Here is a 15,973-nt window from a genome sequence, read left to right as displayed (position 1 = left end):
AGCTCATGGACGCCGTCACCCAGGTCCCCACCCCCGTCAACGAGCCGGTGCACGGCTACGCCCCCGGCTCTCCCGAGCGCGCCCGCCTAGAGGCGAAGCTCAAGGAGCTCGCCGAGAACCCCGTCGACCTGCCGATGACCATCGGCGGCGAGAAGCGGATGGGCGGCGGCGAGCGCTTCGACGTCGTACAGCCGCACAATCACAAGGCGCGGCTCGGCACGTACGCGAACGCCACCGAGCAGGACGCCCAGGACGCGATCGACGCGGCCCTCGCCGCCGCACCCGCCTGGCGCGCGATGTCCTTCGACGACCGCGCCGCGATCATCCTGCGCGCCGCCGAACTGCTGGCGGGCCCGTGGCGCGAGACCCTCGCCGCCTCGACCATGCTCGGCCAGTCCAAGACCGCCCAGCAGGCCGAGATCGACTGTCCCTGCGAGCTCGTCGACTTCTGGCGCTTCAACGTCAGTTACGCCCGTGACCTGCTCGCCGAGCAGCCGCCGGCGAACTCGCCGGGCGTGTGGAACCGCCTCGACCACCGCCCGCTCGAAGGCTTCGTCTACGCGATCACGCCGTTCAACTTCACGGCGATCGCGGGCAACCTGCCGACGGCCCCGGCTCTCATGGGCAACGTCGTCGTCTGGAAGCCGTCCCCCACGCAGACCCACGCCGCCGTGCTGCTCATGCGGCTCCTGGAGGAGGCGGGCCTGCCGAAGGGCGTCATCAACCTCGTCACCGGCGACGGCATCGAGGTCTCGAACGTCGCCCTGGAGCACCGCGACCTCGCCGGCATCCACTTCACCGGTTCCACGAAGACCTTCCAGTACCTGTGGAAGACGGTCGGCAACAACATCGAGAAGTACCGCACGTACCCGCGGATGGTCGGCGAGACCGGCGGCAAGGACTTCGTCGTCGCGCACCCGAGCGCCGACCGCGCGATCCTCAAGACGGCGCTCACCCGGGGCTCCTTCGAGTACCAGGGCCAGAAGTGCAGCGCCACCTCGCGCGCCTACATCCCCGCCTCCATCTGGAACTCCGGTTTCAAGGAGGAGTTCGCGGCCGAGATCGACGGCATCACGATGGGTGACGTCACCGACCTGTCGAACTTCATCGGCGCGGTCATCGACGAGCGGTCCTTCGCCAAGAACAAGGCCGCGATCGACCGGGCCGTCGAGGACCCGAGCTGCACGATCGTCGCGGGCGGCACGTACGACGACTCGGTCGGCTACTTCGTCCGCCCGACCGTCGTCGAGTGCTCCGACCCGGCCAACGAGGTCTTCACGACGGAGTACTTCGGCCCGTTCCTCGCCGTGCACGTCTACGAGGACGACCAGTACGAGGAGATGCTGACCCAGATGGAGTCGGTGTCGGACTACGCCCTCACCGGCTCGGTCGTCGCGGGCGACCGCGCTGCCGCCGCGTACACGATGGACAAGCTCCGCTACGCGGCGGGCAACTTCTACATCAACGACAAGTCGACCGGTGCCGTCGTCGGCCAGCAGCCCTTCGGCGGCGGCCGCGCGTCCGGCACCAACGACAAGGCGGGCGCCCCGCAGAACCTGATGCGCTGGACGCTGACCCGCGCCATCAAGGAGACGCTGGTCCCGCCGACCGACTACCCGTACCCGCACATGGGCTGAGACGTCCCCGTACACGGGCAGACGTCTCACTGAACCGCCCCCGCCCCGGACGCATCCCTCCGGGCCGGGGGCGGCGTGCGTGCGCGACCACCCCTGCCCGGGTCCTGGCCAAAACCACCGGCGCCCCGCGCGGGCGTTCCTTCGCGCGGGGCGCCGGTCGGGCGGGTGTCAGCGGTCGCAGCTCGTGCGGCCCGCGTACCAGCGGCAGGCCAGCGCCGCGAAGCCCCCGTCCGCCACGACGGGCACGGTGAGGGTGCCGCCGCCGCGGACGACGTGCGGTGCGCGGACCAGCCCCGACGGACCGTCGGTGACGGTCTCCACGAGCCACCTTCCCGCCCCCAGCCGCATCGGTACGTCCACGCTGCGGGCCGCGCCGGCGAACGTGCCGCCGACGAACCAGCGGCCGTCGGACGCACGGCGGGCCAGGACGGCGGAGCGTCCCGGGTCGCCGGTGAGCAGGCGCGTCTCCTCCCAGCCGGTGGGCAGTTCCTCCAGGAAGCGGCGGGCCTGAGGCCGGGCCTCGTACGACTCCGGGGTGCCGGCGAGGTTCTGGATGCCGGACTCGTAGAGGACGGTCAGGCCCAACTCGCCCGCGTCGGAACCGGCGTTGGGGCGGAACGGGCGGTGGAAGGCGCCCGGGGTGAAGTCCATGGAGCCGATGACGTTGCGGGTGAAGGGGAGCACGGCGAGCTGCTCGGCGGTGTTGTTGCGCTTCTCCTCGCCGCCGACGCCCTCCAGGGTCATCACGTGCGGCCAGGTGCGCTGGATGCCCTTCGGGATCGTGGAGCCGTGGAAGTTGACCAGCAGGTGGTGCTTCGCGGTGGCCGCGAGGATGTCGTCGTACCAGGCCATCCGCTCCTGCGACTCCGAGTCCATGAAGTCGATCTTCACGCCCTTGACGCCCCAACGCTCCAGCGTGGACAGCCACTTCTCCCGTTCGGCGGGGTCGGTCAAGAGGGTGTAGTGGAGCCAGACGTGGATGCCGACACCGCGCTCCTCGCCGTGGCGCACCAGCTCGGGCATCCAGCTGTTCGTCTGCCAGTCGGGGTCGATGACCTCCCATTCGCCGGGCTTGAAGTACCAGCCCGCGTCGACGACTTCGTACGGCCAGTTCCGCTCGGCCGCGTAGTCGACGTACTTCTTCTGCGCCGCCAGACTCTGGCCCGCCTCCTTGCCGCCCGCCAGCCATGTCCACAGGGCCGCGCCGGGCTTGATCCAAGAGGTGTCGCGGACACGGGACCCCGCGGCGAGGTCGTCGGTGAACGTCGACTCGGTGACCGTCGCGAGGTCGCCGGTGACCACCGCGCGCCAGGGGGTCGTGAGTCTGCCGGACACCCGGACCGGCTCGTCGTTCCACAGACCCACGCCGAACGTCGGCGAGCCGGCGGCGTGGGTGAGGTGGGCGCCCGCGTAGCTGCCGGAGAGATCCGACTCGGCGATCAGCGCATGGCCGCCGTCCGTGGTGAACAGGGCCTGCATCGAGTACGCGCCCGCCGGCGCCGAGGCCGCCGACGGGTAGCGGGTGAAGGGGAGTTCGTTGTCCGCGCGGTAGCGGCTGACGACCGCCTCGGCGGTGGCGGGGAGGGTGAAGGCGGAGGCCTCTCGGACCACGTCGCCCTGGTCGTCGGGCAGGACGTAACGGTAGGCGACGCCGTCCCGGGCGACGTGGGTCAGCAGGTCCATGCGGGCTCCGGCCGCCGTGCGGAAGCGGAAGCGGGACTCGGTCATCCGCACCGAGCGCTCGTGGGACTTGCCCGTCGGGACGGTGTAGCGCTCGGTGACCGTCCGGTCGGAGCGGCCGGTGAGGGTCAACCCCCGGGAGAAGTCGGCCCGTTCGGTGACCAGGCCGAGGGGGGACGGTTCGAGGACCGTGCGGCCGGCACGTCCCACCGCGAGGGCCGGGCGGCCGTCCGCCGGGTCCAGGGAGACCACCGCCGTGGGGGAGCCGTGGGGGCCGCGGACCTCCCAGGAGGTGGCGGGCGCCGGGTTCTCCGCGCGGGCCGGGAGCGTTGCCGCGGCGGTGGCGAGGAGTGCGGAACAGAGCGTCAGTGCGATCGTGCGGGTCCGGGATGGGACCGCCATGTGGAACCCCTCCTGTCGAAGTCATCCGATGACTGACCGGTGAATGTGAGAGTGGAGGGGGTGCTGGGGCATGTCAAGGAATCCGACAGCATCAGACATCGGATTGCTGATGCGCCGTTCAGTAAGAGGGGACGGCAGGCGGGTCGCAGGGTCTTCTTCGCGGCTTCCCGCGAGACCGAGGGGGAGGGGCAGCGCGTCCACGACGGTGGAGCGGCTGACCGCTCCACACCGTAAGTGCAGGTCGGAGCGGTGTGACCCAAGTTGCCGTCTCAGATAGTAGGAAGTCCGAGTAACTGTGCAGACAGATGCGCGGTCCTCACCTAGCTTTGTAGGAGCCGAACGTCTCGCTAGACCAAGCGAATGGCGGTCGTGAGCCGGAGCCCCTGGCAGGCAACCCCTGCGGCACCGCTCCCCGCCCCTTCCGGCGTCTCGTAACCCCTCATCGCATTTCCGGCGCCCGCTGCCGGAGGCAAGGAGTCGATTCACCATGGCCGAGACGACCGTCCGCCGAGTCCGTCACGTCTCCCGTACGAGCGAGTCCGACCGAAAGAACGCCGCCGCGGCGCTGCAGCGTGCCCTCGACCGCAGGGACAACGGCGGCTCGACGGGCCACTGAGCGCCGTCGGCCACTGCCGAGGAGCCGGGAGCCGCACCCGCACGGGGTGCGGCGCGGGGCCTCACGCCCCGCGCCGCACCTCGAAGTGGTCGATGCGCCTGCCGCTCTCGGCGAGCGCCGACACCTTGAGCCGGGGAGCCGGGCCCGCCTCCGCCTCCACGGAGAGGAACGAGTAGCCGGTGTACCGCACCCGTGACCACTCCACGGTGTCCGGGTTCTGGTCGCGCGACCTGGTCCAGTGGTAGGTCTCCACGGACTCCCGGTCGGCGGCCTTCCCCTCGTAGCTGTCCTTCACCCCCGAGGGGAAGCTGTACAGACTCTTGCCCGCGCCGCCGGCCGTGACGTACACGATCCCGTCCCGTGTCGGGTCGGTCGAAGCGCCGACCGGCACCGGCCTGCCCACTTCGCCGTTCTTGATGGCGTCGGTCCGCTCGTACACGTGGTTGTGGCCGTTGATCACCAGGTCCACCTGGTGCTTGGTGAACAGCGGCAGCCACGCGTCCCGCACGCCGCCGTCCGAGGCGTGCGTCGACGTCGAGTAGGCGCAGTGGTGGAAGAAGACGACCACGAAGTCCACCTCCTTGCGCAGTTCGCCGAGCCGCTTGTCGAGCCACGCCGTCTGCCGGCCGTCCGAGTAGCCCTTGTTGGCGGGAATCTCGTACGACACGTCGTTCGCGTCCAGGGCCACGATCCCGACGTTGCCGTAGGTGAAGGAGTAGACGCCCGGGGCGTTCTTCGCGTCGAAGCCGTTGTCCGGGAGCGAGAAGCGCGCCGACTGTCCGCCGTACCCGTTCGGCGAGTACCACGCCTCCATGTCGTGGTTGCCGGTCGTCACCATCCACGGAACCGTCTTCGCCACCGTCTCCGTCTGCTTGAGGAACAGGTCCCAGGCAGAGGGGTCGTAGACGTCCGACTCCTTGCCATGACCCGTCACGTCCGCGTAGCAGATGTCGCCCGCGTGCAGGTGGAAGGCCGGTTCCCGGCCGAGGATGAGCTTGTCGTTGGCGAGCGCGTCGGGCGTGACGCCCTGGTCGCCGAACGCCGTGAACACGAACCTCTCCGCGCGGGCCGGGGCCGTGGTGAACGAGCCGACCGTGGAACGCCGTTCCCTGGACGCCGGGTCGAACCCCTCGTGACCGACGCCGTAGTAGTACGTCGTCCCGGGCCGCAGGCCGTCGAGCGCCGCGTGCAGGTAGTACTGGTCGAGGGCGAGCCGTATGCCTTCGAGGCCGGGCGTGTGCAGGCCGCGGACCTCGGCGTCGATCTTCCGGCTCAGCTCCGTGGGCCGCAGCCCCACCCGCACGTACGGCTTCCTGACCGCGAGCGGCACCTGCCAGGAGATCCGCATCTGGGTCTTCGGGTCCGCGCCGAAGGCGAGATGACGGCCGAAGGGCGTGACGACCGCTCCGTCCACCCGCTCGGCGGGAGAGGGGGAGGCCGACAGGGGCGAGGCCGTCCGGCTCGCCGTGTCCGTACCGGAACCCGGGCCGGAACAGCCGGTCAGCAGCCCGCCGGCCACCGCGCCCGCACCCACCAGGGCGCGGCGGCGGGAGAACTTCGTCCGCAGGTACTCGTACTGCTCCGCCATGCTCATCCGGCGTGCGAGACGCGGCGGAATGCCGACGTCGGGGACGGGGGGTCCGGGGGGCGTCCCCCAGGAAGGCGCGGTCATGACGGTGAACTTCCCAGCACACCCCAACAACCGCCATACGTACAGGTGAACGGGAACCGACAGATTGATGCGCTCCCCTCCGGCGGACGCCCGGTCGTGTCCGTATGGCGGACGCACCGTGTCATCCCGTGGGACGAGGAGTAGGGTGCCGACATGTCTCGCAGCATCAATCTCGCAGTGATCCCCGGTGACGGCATCGGTCAGGAAGTCGTGGCCCAAGGCCTGAAGGTCCTCTCGGCCGTCCTCCCGCAGGATGTGAAGCTGGAGACCAAGGACTTCGACTTCGGTGCCCAGCGCTACCACGCGACCGGTGAGACCCTCACCGACGCCGACCTGGACGCCCTGAAGAAGCACGACGCCATCCTGCTCGGCGCGATCGGTGACCCGTCGGTCCCGTCCGGCGTCCTGGAGCGCGGTTTCCTGCTCAAGCTCCGCTTCGCCTTCGACCACCACGTCAACCTGCGCCCGTCGAAGCTCCTGCCGGGTGTCGCCACCCCCCTCGCGGGCCAGCCGGAGATCGACTTCGTCGTCGTCCGCGAGGGCACCGAGGGCCCGTACACCGGCAACGGCGGCACCATCCGCAAGGGCACCCCGCACGAGGTCGCCACCGAGGTCTCCGTGAACACGGCCTTCGGTGTCGAGCGCGTGGTCCGGGACGCCTTCGCCCGCGCGCAGGCCCGCCCCCGCAAGAAGCTCACGCTGGTCCACAAGAACAACGTGCTGACCTTCGCGGGTCACCTGTGGACGAACGTCTTCAACAAGGTGGCCGAGGAGTTCCCCGAGGTCACCACGGACTACATCCACGTGGACGCCGCGACGATCTACCTCGTCACGGACCCCGCCCGCTTCGACGTGATCGTCACCGACAACCTCTTCGGCGACATCATCACCGACCTCGCCGCGGCCGTCTCCGGCGGCATCGGTGTCGCCGCGTCCGGCAACATCAACCCGAGCGGCGAGTTCCCGTCGATGTTCGAGCCGGTGCACGGCTCGGCCCCGGACATCGCCGGCCAGGGCAAGGCCGACCCCAGCGCCACCGTCCTGTCCGTCGCCCTCCTGCTGCGTCACCTCGGCTTCGAGGCCGAGGCCGCCCGCATCGAGGACGCCGTCTCCGTCGACCTCGCGGAGCGCGGCACCACGGCCCGCACGACCGAGGAGATCGGCGACGCGCTCGCCGCCCGAGTATCCGGCTGACCCGCCGGTACCACCCAAGCCGCCGGGTCGCATCCGCACCCGGCGGCTTTTCGTATGCCTCGCCGGGTGCCACCATCAACCCCTGGGCCGCATTCACACCGTTTCGCCCCCCAAGGCCTCCGTGGCACGGGTGGTGACCCCATTCCGCTCATCTCGCGCGATAATCGAACGCGAAGCCGCGGAATGAGGGAATGCTCGGACGTCCTAACACTGGCCACTGGCAGTACAGGCGTGAGCGCGGCCCGACACACACAACCGGTGAAGGACACCACTCATGACGACGCCCACGATCGAGCTCAAGCCCTCCTCGGCCCCGCTGTCCGAAGCGGATCGCGAGGCGATCCTGGCCGGCCCCGGATTCGGCCGCCACTTCACCGACCACATGGTGACGATCAAGTGGACGGAGGGCCGCGGCTGGCACGACGGCCAGCTCGTCCCGTACGGCCCGCTCGCCCTCGACCCCGCGACGAGCGTCCTGCACTACGCGCAGGAGATCTTCGAGGGACTGAAGGCCTACCGGCAGCCCGACGGCTCCGTCGCCACGTTCCGTCCGGACAGGAACGCCCTGCGTTTCCAGGCGTCCGCCCGCCGGCTGGCCATGCCCGAGCTGCCCGTCGAGACCTTCATCGAGGCCTGCGACGTGCTGATCCGGCAGGACAGCGCGTGGGTGCCGGCGCACGGCGGCGAGGAGTCGCTCTACCTGCGCCCGTTCATGATCGCCACCGAGGTCGGTCTGGGCGTGCGGCCCGCGAACGAGTACCTCTTCCTGGTCATCGCCTCTCCCGCGGGCGCCTACTTCCCCGGCGGCGTGAAGCCCGTCTCCATCTGGCTCTCCGAGGACCGGGTGCGCGCCGTCCCCGGCGGCATGGGCGACGCCAAGACCGGCGGCAACTACGCCGCGTCCCTGCTCGCGCAGGCCGAGGCGGCCGCCAAGGGCTGCGACCAGGTCTGCTACCTCGACGCCGTCGAGCACAAGTGGGTCGAGGAACTGGGCGGCATGAACCTGTACTTCGTGTACGGGGACAAGATCGTCACGCCCACCCTCACCGGCTCCATCCTGGAGGGCGTCACCCGCGACTCGCTCCTCTCGGTCGCCCGTGACCTCGGCTACCGGTCCGAGGAGGCCCGCGTCTCCAGCGAGCAGTGGAAGCGGGACGCCGAGAACGGCACGCTCACCGAGGTCTTCGCCTGCGGCACCGCGGCGGTCATCACCCCCGTCGGCACCGTCAAGAGCAACGCGGGGGAGTGGCAGCAGAGCGGTGGCGGACCCGGCGAGGTCACGGTCAGGCTCCGCGAGGCGCTCCTCGACATCCAGCGCGGTGTCGCCGAGGACAAGCACGGCTGGATGCACAACCTGGGCTGACCTGCCCCGAAGCGCATTCCCGCCCCCGCCCCTGCCGAAAGGGGCGGGGGCTCTGTCCTCGGACCGGCAGGGGCGCCCGGCGCGGTCGGATAGAACATACGAGTGAACGAAATATCCTGTGCCGCCTGCGGGCGCCGACTGACCGCACCCGTCCGGCGGCTCGACGAGATGCCCGAGCGTCAGGGCTGGGACGGCGAACCCGACGCGGAAGGACGCCGGCACGGTCCGGCGACGGTGCCGCGCGGTACCTACGTGGTCGATCCGCAGCCGTTCGGGGCGCCCTTCGAACCGTACGAGGGCGACGAGGACGCGTACGACGGGATCGTGCCCGGCGGCATGTGGATGTCCGACGAGCGGGGCTCGCTGGTCGCCGCCGGGCCGCGCGACACGTACGTCCTGCACCCGCTCGACGTGGTCGGCCTCGACTTCCACCCCGACACCTCCCGATGGGGCGGCTGCTGCGGCGCGAGCCCCTTCCACGGGGTCAACCGCGTCTGCTCCTGCGGCGCCGAGGTCGCCGTCGTGGCCAGTGACTGCTCCGGCGGCTACGAGACCCGGCTCGTCCCGGACGCCGTCCGGGTGGAGGCCGCCGGCTGATTTCCCGCCGACGCGACACCGGTCGTCCCGCCGGGACGTGCTCGCCGCCGGCCCTCCCGGACGCCTGACACCCCGTCCGGGTTGTACTCAATCCGACCGATTGACCCGTCTGCTCGCCGTGCGTTTGCATGGCCGAGGGCCCCGGCTTCGGGCCGGGGGAGAAGTGACCACGGGGAACACGGGGAGAACCATGACCACTGCACAGAGGGCCGCGCTCGGCGCTGCCCTGATCATCGGGCTGACCGGCGTCGCGCTGCCCGCGTCCGCCGCGCCGCAGCCCGCGCCGCGCACCGAGAAGGCCAGCGTGGCCCCGGACGGCGCCGACGGGGACGGCTGGTCGACGGCCAGGGGGCTGAGCGCCGACGGACGGTACCTGGCCTTCGTGTCGCAGGCGGACAATCTCGTCGCGGACGACACGAACGGCGAGAGTGACGCCTTCGTGCGGGACCTGCGCACCGGTGTCACCCGGCGGGTGAACACCACGGCGGGCGGCGGCCAGAGCGACGCCCGCGTCTTCGACCTCTCGCTCAGCGCGGACGGCCGCTACGCGGCGTTCGGTTCGGATGCGACCGACCTGGTCCCGGGCGACACGGGCGGCCGCTCGCACGTCTATGTGAAGGACCTCCGCACCGGCGCGATCGAGCGGATCGAGGACGGGTTCGCGCCCGGCTACGACACCGCCGGGGCCCCCGTGATCAGCGCGGACGGCCGCTATGTCGCCCTCGTCGCGAGCCGCTCGGAGCTCTCTCCGGAGGCCGACGGGGACGGCCGGGTCTACCGGGTCGACCGCAGGACGGACACGGCGGTCCGGGTCAGCGAGGTGCCCGACGCCGATCGGCGCAGGTCCGTCACGAACCTGTCCATCAGCGCCGACGGCAACCGGGTCGGCTACCAGTTCTTCGTGCCGTTCCCCTCCCGCGGGGACTGGAGCGACATCCACGTCCGCGACGTACCGAGCGGCAAACTGTGGCAGGTGGACAAGGCGCCGGACGGCGCGGTCTCCGACGGCCAGTCCGAGTACTCGTCCCTCAGCGCGGACGGCCGCTACGCGCTGTTCCGCTCGCTCGACTCCCAGCTGACACCGGGCGACACCAACGGCACCCAGAACGCGTTCATCCGCGATCTCAAGACGGGTGACCTGCGGCGGATCGATGCCGCCGACCCCGCGGAGGCGACCGGCTCCGCCGCGCTCAGCGCCGACAACCGGCGTCTCACCTTCGTCGCGTCGGCACCGGCCGCAGGTGACCACACGAACCGCGTGTACGTACGCGATCTGCGGACCGGCGCCACCGAGCTGGTCAGCGCCGACACCGAGGGCGGACCGAACGACGACGAGGCGCACTCGCCGGTGATCGACGCGCACGGCCGCCGGGTGGCGTTCAGCTCCTCCTCGGCCGACCTGGTGCCCGCAGACAGCTACGACCACCAGCACGCGTACGTCCGCCACCTGCGATGAGGCGGCCGCACCCGGCGGACGGTCGCGCCGAGTGACGTGACGTTCGCATACTGAGACACCCGTGGGCGCGGGGGCGGTGCTGTGCCAGACTGCCTCCGTGCTCTCGTTCGCCACGATTATTGGCAGCAGGCGCGCCGGTCCGCAGTGACCGCCCCGTACGACCACGTACAGGCGGCCACCCTCGCCCTGACCCGCGCGCAGACCTCTCGCACCCGCGAGAGGTTTTTCTGTTTCACGGCCCACCTTCAGCCGGAACCGGAGCGCGAGAGATCATGGACGGTGGAGCCGGTCATTCCGGTAGACCGAATCCGATACAGGAGCCACAAGAGATGACGGACGCAACCGACGAGAATCGCGACTCCTCCCGTCGCGGCCCCTCCCGTGTCGACGACGACTTCCACGTCTTCGACACGACGCTGCGCGACGGTGCGCAGCGAGAGGGCATCAACCTCACCGTCGCGGACAAGCTGGCCATCGCACGGCACCTGGACGACTTCGGCGTCGGCTTCATCGAGGGCGGCTGGCCGGGGGCCAATCCGCGCGACACCGAGTTCTTCGCCCGCGCCCAGCAGGAGATCGACTTCAAGCACGCCCAGCTCGTCGCCTTCGGGGCCACACGCAGAGCGGGCGGCAAGGCCGACGAGGACCCGCAGGTCAAGGCGCTGGTCGCGTCCGGCGCGCCCGTCGTCACGCTCGTCGCCAAGTCCCACGACCGCCATGTCGAGCTGGCGCTGCGCACGACCCTCGAAGAGAACCTGGAGATGGTCCGCGACACGGTCTCCTACCTCCGCTCCCAGGGCCGCCGCGTCTTTGTCGACTGCGAGCACTTCTTCGACGGCTACCGGGCGAACCCGCAGTACGCGAAGGCGGTCGTCCGGGCGGCGTCGGAGGCCGGCGCCGACGTGGTGGTGCTGTGCGACACCAACGGCGGCATGCTGCCCGCCCAGATCCAGGCCGTCGTCGCCACCGTCCTCGCCGACACCGGGGCGCGCCTCGGCATCCACGCCCAGGACGACACGGGCTGCGCCGTCGCGAACACCCTCGCCGCCGTGGACGCGGGCGCGACCCACGTCCAGTGCACGGCGAACGGCTACGGCGAGCGCGTCGGCAACTCGAACCTCTTCCCGGTCGTCGCGGCCCTGGAGCTCAAGTACGGCAAGAAGGTCCTTCCCGAGGGCGCGCTCTCCGAGATGACCCGCATCTCGCACGCGATCGCCGAGGTCGTGAACCTCACCCCGTCCACGCACCAGCCGTACGTGGGTGTCTCGGCCTTCGCCCACAAGGGCGGCCTGCACGCGTCGGCCATCAAGGTCGACCCGGCGCTGTACCAGCACATCGACCCCGAGCAGGTCGGCAACACCATGCGGATGCTCGTCTCCGACATGGCGGGCCGCGCCTCCATCGAGCTCAAGGGCAAGGAGCTGGGGGTGGACCTGGGCGGCGACCGCGAGCTGATCGGCCGCGTCGTCGACCGGGTCAAGGCACGCGAGCTCAAGGGCTACACGTACGAGGCCGCGGACGCCTCCTTCGAGCTCATGCTCCGCGAGGAGGTCGAGGGCAGGGCCCGCAGGTACTTCGAGGTCGAGTCCTGGCGTGCCATCGTCGAGGACCGCCCCGACGGCAGCCACGCCAACGAGGCCACGGTGAAGCTCTTCGCCAAGGGCGAGCGGATCGTCGCCACGGCGGAGGGCAACGGTCCCGTCAACGCCCTCGACCGGGCCCTTCGGGTCGCCCTGGAGAAGCTCTACCCGCAGCTCGCCAAGCTGGAGCTGGTGGACTACAAGGTCCGCATCCTGGAGGGCAAGCACGGCACGCAGTCCACGACGCGGGTCCTGATCTCCACGTCCGACGGCGCGGGCGAGTGGTCCACGGTCGGCGTCGCCGAGAACGTGATCGCCGCGTCCTGGCAGGCACTTGAGGACGCCTACACGTACGGGCTCCTGCGGGCCGGGGTCGAACCGGCCGAGTGACCTGGCGCCGGGTGCCCTCGGCGGGCGGGGGATCGCGCGGAGTCCCCGAGCGGTGACCAACGGCTGGCGGCGGGGGCGGAGCAACCCCCGCCGTGGCCCGCGGCGTTCACAGCTTGAACCGACAACCGGCCTGATTCCGGCGGGAGTTGCCGCCGCACCGGTTCTGGCGTGAACTCTTGACGGCTCCTCGGGGCACCAGTTGACTCACGGCGTGATCTAAGTCGTACGAGCACTCAGACATGAGGCAACAAGACTTACGAGAGCCGAGGGAAGGTCCATGCGAAGAACCGCCCTGCTCGTCTCCGCCACCCTGCTCACCGGTCTGCTCCCGTTCGCCACGGCGGCCCCCGCCGCCGGAGCGGACGACCCGGCCCCCACCCCCGTCGACCACTTCGAGGGCGAGGTGCCGTTCGCGAACCCGCCCGCCGAGGGCATCTTCACCTGGGGCAGCGACACGGACGACCCGCCCACCCTGGAACTCGCCGCCCGCGACGACGCCCCGCAGGGCGACAAGGTCCTCGCCGGCACGTACGACATCAGCGGCTACGGCGGCTTCACCCACGACTTCGCCTTCGACGCGCCCGCCCACGACTGGTCCGCGCGCAAGGGCATCCGCTTCTGGTGGGACGGCCGCGACAACGGCAAGAAGGTCAACTTCGAGCTCAAGGACGGCGGCGCCAACGGCGAGGCCTCCGAGCTGTGGACGACGTCCTTCACCGACGACTTCACCGGCTGGAAGCAGCTGGAGATCCCCTTCACCGACTTCACCTACCGTACGGACTACCAGCCTGTCGGCGGCATCGACCAGATCCTCGGCCTCACCGAGATGTGGGGGTACGCGCTCACGCTCCCGGTCGGCGTCAAGGACCGGTTCGCGATGGACGGCGTGGAGCTGTACGGCAGGGCCGACCAGTCCCTGCGGGCCAACGTGGTCACGGACGCCGCCGTGTACCCCGTGAAGGAGGGCCGCTCGGCCTCGGTGAAGATCACCGTCGCCACCACCGGCTCCGCGCCGATCGAGGAGCCGGTCACCGTCGCGTACGAGACGGCCGGCGGCACGGGGGAGCCCGGCAAGGACTTCACCCCGGTCGAGGGCGAGCTCACCTTCCCGGCGGGCACGGCCTCCGGCACCTCGCGGACCGTGACGGTGGCGACCCTGCGCGACGGCGCGGGCGAGTCCGCCGAGACCGTCCCGCTGAAACTGACGGTCACCGGCGCGAAGCCGCCCGCCGAGAACCCGCAGGTGGTCGTCGACGCGCACGGACTGCCGTACCTGGACGCCAGGTTGCCGGTGAAGAAGCGCGTCGCCGACCTGCTCTCCCGGATGTCCCTCGCGGAGAAGGCCGGGCAGATGACCCAGGCCGAGCGCGGCGCGCTCACAGCGCCGGGCGACATCGCCGCGTACGACCTCGGCTCGCTGCTCTCCGGCGGCGGCTCCACGCCGACCCCGAACACGGCCGAGGCCTGGGCGAAGATGATCGACGGCTTCCAGCTCCGGGCGCAGGCCACACGGTTCCAGATCCCGCTGATCTACGGCGTGGACGCGGTGCACGGTCACAACAACCTCGTCGGCGCCACGATCATGCCGCACAACATCGGCATCGGCTCGTCGCGCGACCCCGAACTCGCCCACGAGACGGGCAGGGTGACCGCCGCCGAGGTCCGCGCCACCGGCATCCCGTGGGACTTCGCGCCCTGCCTGTGCGTGACGCGCGACGACCGCTGGGGCCGGACGTACGAGTCGTTCGGCGAGGACCCGGCGCTCGTCGAGTCCATGGAGACCGTCATCCAGGGCTTCCAGGGGGCGCCCAGCGGCAAGGACCTGAAGAGGAACGACAAGGTCCTCGCCACCGCCAAGCACTTCGTCGGCGACGGAGGCACGGAGTACGGCTCGTCCACGACCGGCACGTACACCATCGACCAGGGCATCACCAAGGTCACCCGCAAGGAACTGGAGGCCGTCCACCTCGCGCCCTACCAGGACGCCGTGGACCGGGGCGTCGGCACGGTCATGCCCTCCTACTCCTCGCTCGACGTCCTCGGCGACGCCGAGGGGCCCGTGAAGATGCACGCCGACGCGGCGATGATCAACGGCGTGCTGAAGGGCCGCATGGGCTTCGACGGCTTCGTGATCAGCGACTGGCAGGCCATCGACCAGATCCCCGGCGACTACGCGAGCGACGTCCGTACGTCGGTCGAAGCCGGCCTCGACATGATCATGGTCCCGTACGCGTACAAGGACTTCCACAGCACGCTGACGGACGAGGCGGCCGCGGGCCGGATCACCGGGAAGCGGATCGACGACGCCGTGTCCCGCATCCTCACGCAGAAGTTCCGGCTCGGCCTCTTCGAGAAGCCGTACGCCGACACGAGCGGGGCCTCGGCGATCGGCTCGGCCGAGCACCGGGCCGTGGCCCGGGAGGCGGCCGCGAAGTCGCAGGTCCTGCTGAAGAACGCGGGCGGAGTGCTGCCGCTGAAGAAGTCGCAGAAGGTGTACGTCGCCGGCTCCAACGCCGACGACATCGGCAACCAGAGCGGCGGCTGGACCATCACCTGGCAGGGCTCGTCCGGGAAGACCATGGACGGGACGACGATCCTGGAGGGGATGCGGAAGGCCGGGGGCCCGGTCACCCACTCCAAGGACGCGACCGCGCCGACGGACGGTCACGACGTGGGAGTCGTGGTCGTCGGCGAGACCCCGTACGCGGAAGGTGTCGGAGACGTCGGCAACGGCCACGACCTGCTGCTCTCCGACGCCGACCGCGCAGCCGTCGACACGGTGTGCGGCGCCATGAAGTGCGCGGTGCTCATCGTCTCCGGGAGGCCGCAGCTCGTCGGCGACCAGCTCGGCGACATCGACGCCCTGGTCGCCTCGTGGCTCCCCGGTTCGGAGGGCGACGGCGTCGCGGACGTCCTCTACGGGAAGCGGGCCTTCAGCGGACAGCTGCCCGTCACCTGGCCGAAGTCGCAGGCTCAGCTGCCCATCAACGTCGGCGACGCCTCGTACGATCCGCAGTTCCCGTACGGGTGGGGCCTCACGACACGGACCAAGGTGCCGGAGGGCGGCCGGGCCACGCTCAAGGCCCTCGCCGTCGCCGCGGCCCTGGCCGAGAGGACCGGCTCACAGGAGGCGGGCCGCGTGATCGTCACCAAGGCGCGGCTGCTCGTCCAGCAGAAGGTCGGCCAGGACATCACGGCGGCGGTCTCGAAGCCCTTCGCCGACGCCGACCACCTGCTGCTCACCGGGCGGTACGGGGAGGCGGTGGCGAAGCTGACGGCCGCGTACTCGGCGGCCTGACCTGGCTTCCGGTGGGGGCCGCGCGCCCTGCACGGTGCGCGGCCCCCACCGGGCCGGAGTCCTGACTGGGGCAGGCCCGCAGGGGCGG

10 protein-coding genes are annotated in these 15,973 nt (G+C 70.8%); 8 read left to right on the top strand and 2 right to left on the bottom strand.

Annotation, left to right across the window (positions count from 1 at the left end; all coding sequences use genetic code 11):
* Window positions 1–5: 5 nt before the first annotated feature.
* Window positions 6–1,637, top strand: coding sequence for an L-glutamate gamma-semialdehyde dehydrogenase (pruA, locus tag O1Q96_RS36450; protein WP_269252188.1), 1,632 nt, complete (start codon window positions 6–8; stop codon window positions 1,635–1,637).
* 168 nt (window positions 1,638–1,805) lie between these two features.
* On the opposite strand, the gene O1Q96_RS36445 is transcribed toward pruA, so the two are convergent.
* Window positions 1,806–3,719, bottom strand: coding sequence for a glycoside hydrolase family 97 protein (locus O1Q96_RS36445; protein WP_269252187.1), 1,914 nt, complete (start codon window positions 3,717–3,719; stop codon window positions 1,806–1,808).
* A 487-nt stretch (window positions 3,720–4,206) separates the two neighbouring features.
* Between O1Q96_RS36445 and O1Q96_RS36440 the strand changes: the two genes are divergently transcribed.
* A complete protein-coding gene (locus O1Q96_RS36440) occupies window positions 4,207–4,335 on the top strand; it encodes a hypothetical protein (protein ID WP_269252186.1) in 129 nt (42 codons plus the stop codon).
* 61 nt (window positions 4,336–4,396) lie between these two features.
* Here the strand turns inward: O1Q96_RS36440 and O1Q96_RS36435 are convergent, their stop codons facing one another.
* A complete protein-coding gene (locus tag O1Q96_RS36435) occupies window positions 4,397–6,007 on the bottom strand; it encodes a purple acid phosphatase family protein (RefSeq protein WP_269252185.1) in 1,611 nt (536 codons plus the stop codon).
* Between the two features lie 153 nt (window positions 6,008–6,160).
* On the opposite strand from O1Q96_RS36435, the gene O1Q96_RS36430 reads away from it, so the two are divergent.
* The 6 genes from O1Q96_RS36430 (at window position 6,161) to O1Q96_RS36405 (ending at window position 15,885) form a co-directional block, all read left to right on the top strand.
* Complete coding sequence (locus O1Q96_RS36430) at window positions 6,161–7,201, top strand: 3-isopropylmalate dehydrogenase (protein ID WP_269252184.1); 1,041 nt, start codon at window positions 6,161–6,163, stop codon at window positions 7,199–7,201.
* A 274-nt stretch (window positions 7,202–7,475) separates the two neighbouring features.
* Window positions 7,476–8,564, top strand: a complete 1,089-nt coding sequence (locus O1Q96_RS36425; RefSeq protein WP_269252183.1) for a branched-chain amino acid aminotransferase — start codon at window positions 7,476–7,478, stop codon at window positions 8,562–8,564.
* A 102-nt stretch (window positions 8,565–8,666) separates the two neighbouring features.
* The gene (locus O1Q96_RS36420) at window positions 8,667–9,161 is read left to right on the top strand and encodes a hypothetical protein (RefSeq protein ID WP_269252182.1); all 495 of its coding nucleotides are present in this window, start codon (window positions 8,667–8,669) and stop codon (window positions 9,159–9,161) included.
* A 190-nt stretch (window positions 9,162–9,351) separates the two neighbouring features.
* Window positions 9,352–10,617, top strand: coding sequence for a TolB family protein (locus O1Q96_RS36415; RefSeq protein ID WP_269252181.1), 1,266 nt, complete (start codon window positions 9,352–9,354; stop codon window positions 10,615–10,617).
* Between the two features lie 329 nt (window positions 10,618–10,946).
* Window positions 10,947–12,587, top strand: coding sequence for a citramalate synthase (gene cimA / locus O1Q96_RS36410; RefSeq protein WP_269252180.1), 1,641 nt, complete (start codon window positions 10,947–10,949; stop codon window positions 12,585–12,587).
* Between the two features lie 277 nt (window positions 12,588–12,864).
* Window positions 12,865–15,885, top strand: a complete 3,021-nt coding sequence (locus tag O1Q96_RS36405) for a glycoside hydrolase family 3 protein (RefSeq protein ID WP_269252179.1) — start codon at window positions 12,865–12,867, stop codon at window positions 15,883–15,885.
* The last annotated feature ends 88 nt before the right edge of the window (window positions 15,886–15,973 follow it).

Source organism: Streptomyces aurantiacus (assembly GCF_027107535.1).
GTDB lineage: Bacteria > Actinomycetota > Actinomycetes > Streptomycetales > Streptomycetaceae > Streptomyces.
Note: the sequence above shows the minus strand (reverse complement) of the source record. Positions and strands in the feature narration are given on the sequence as shown.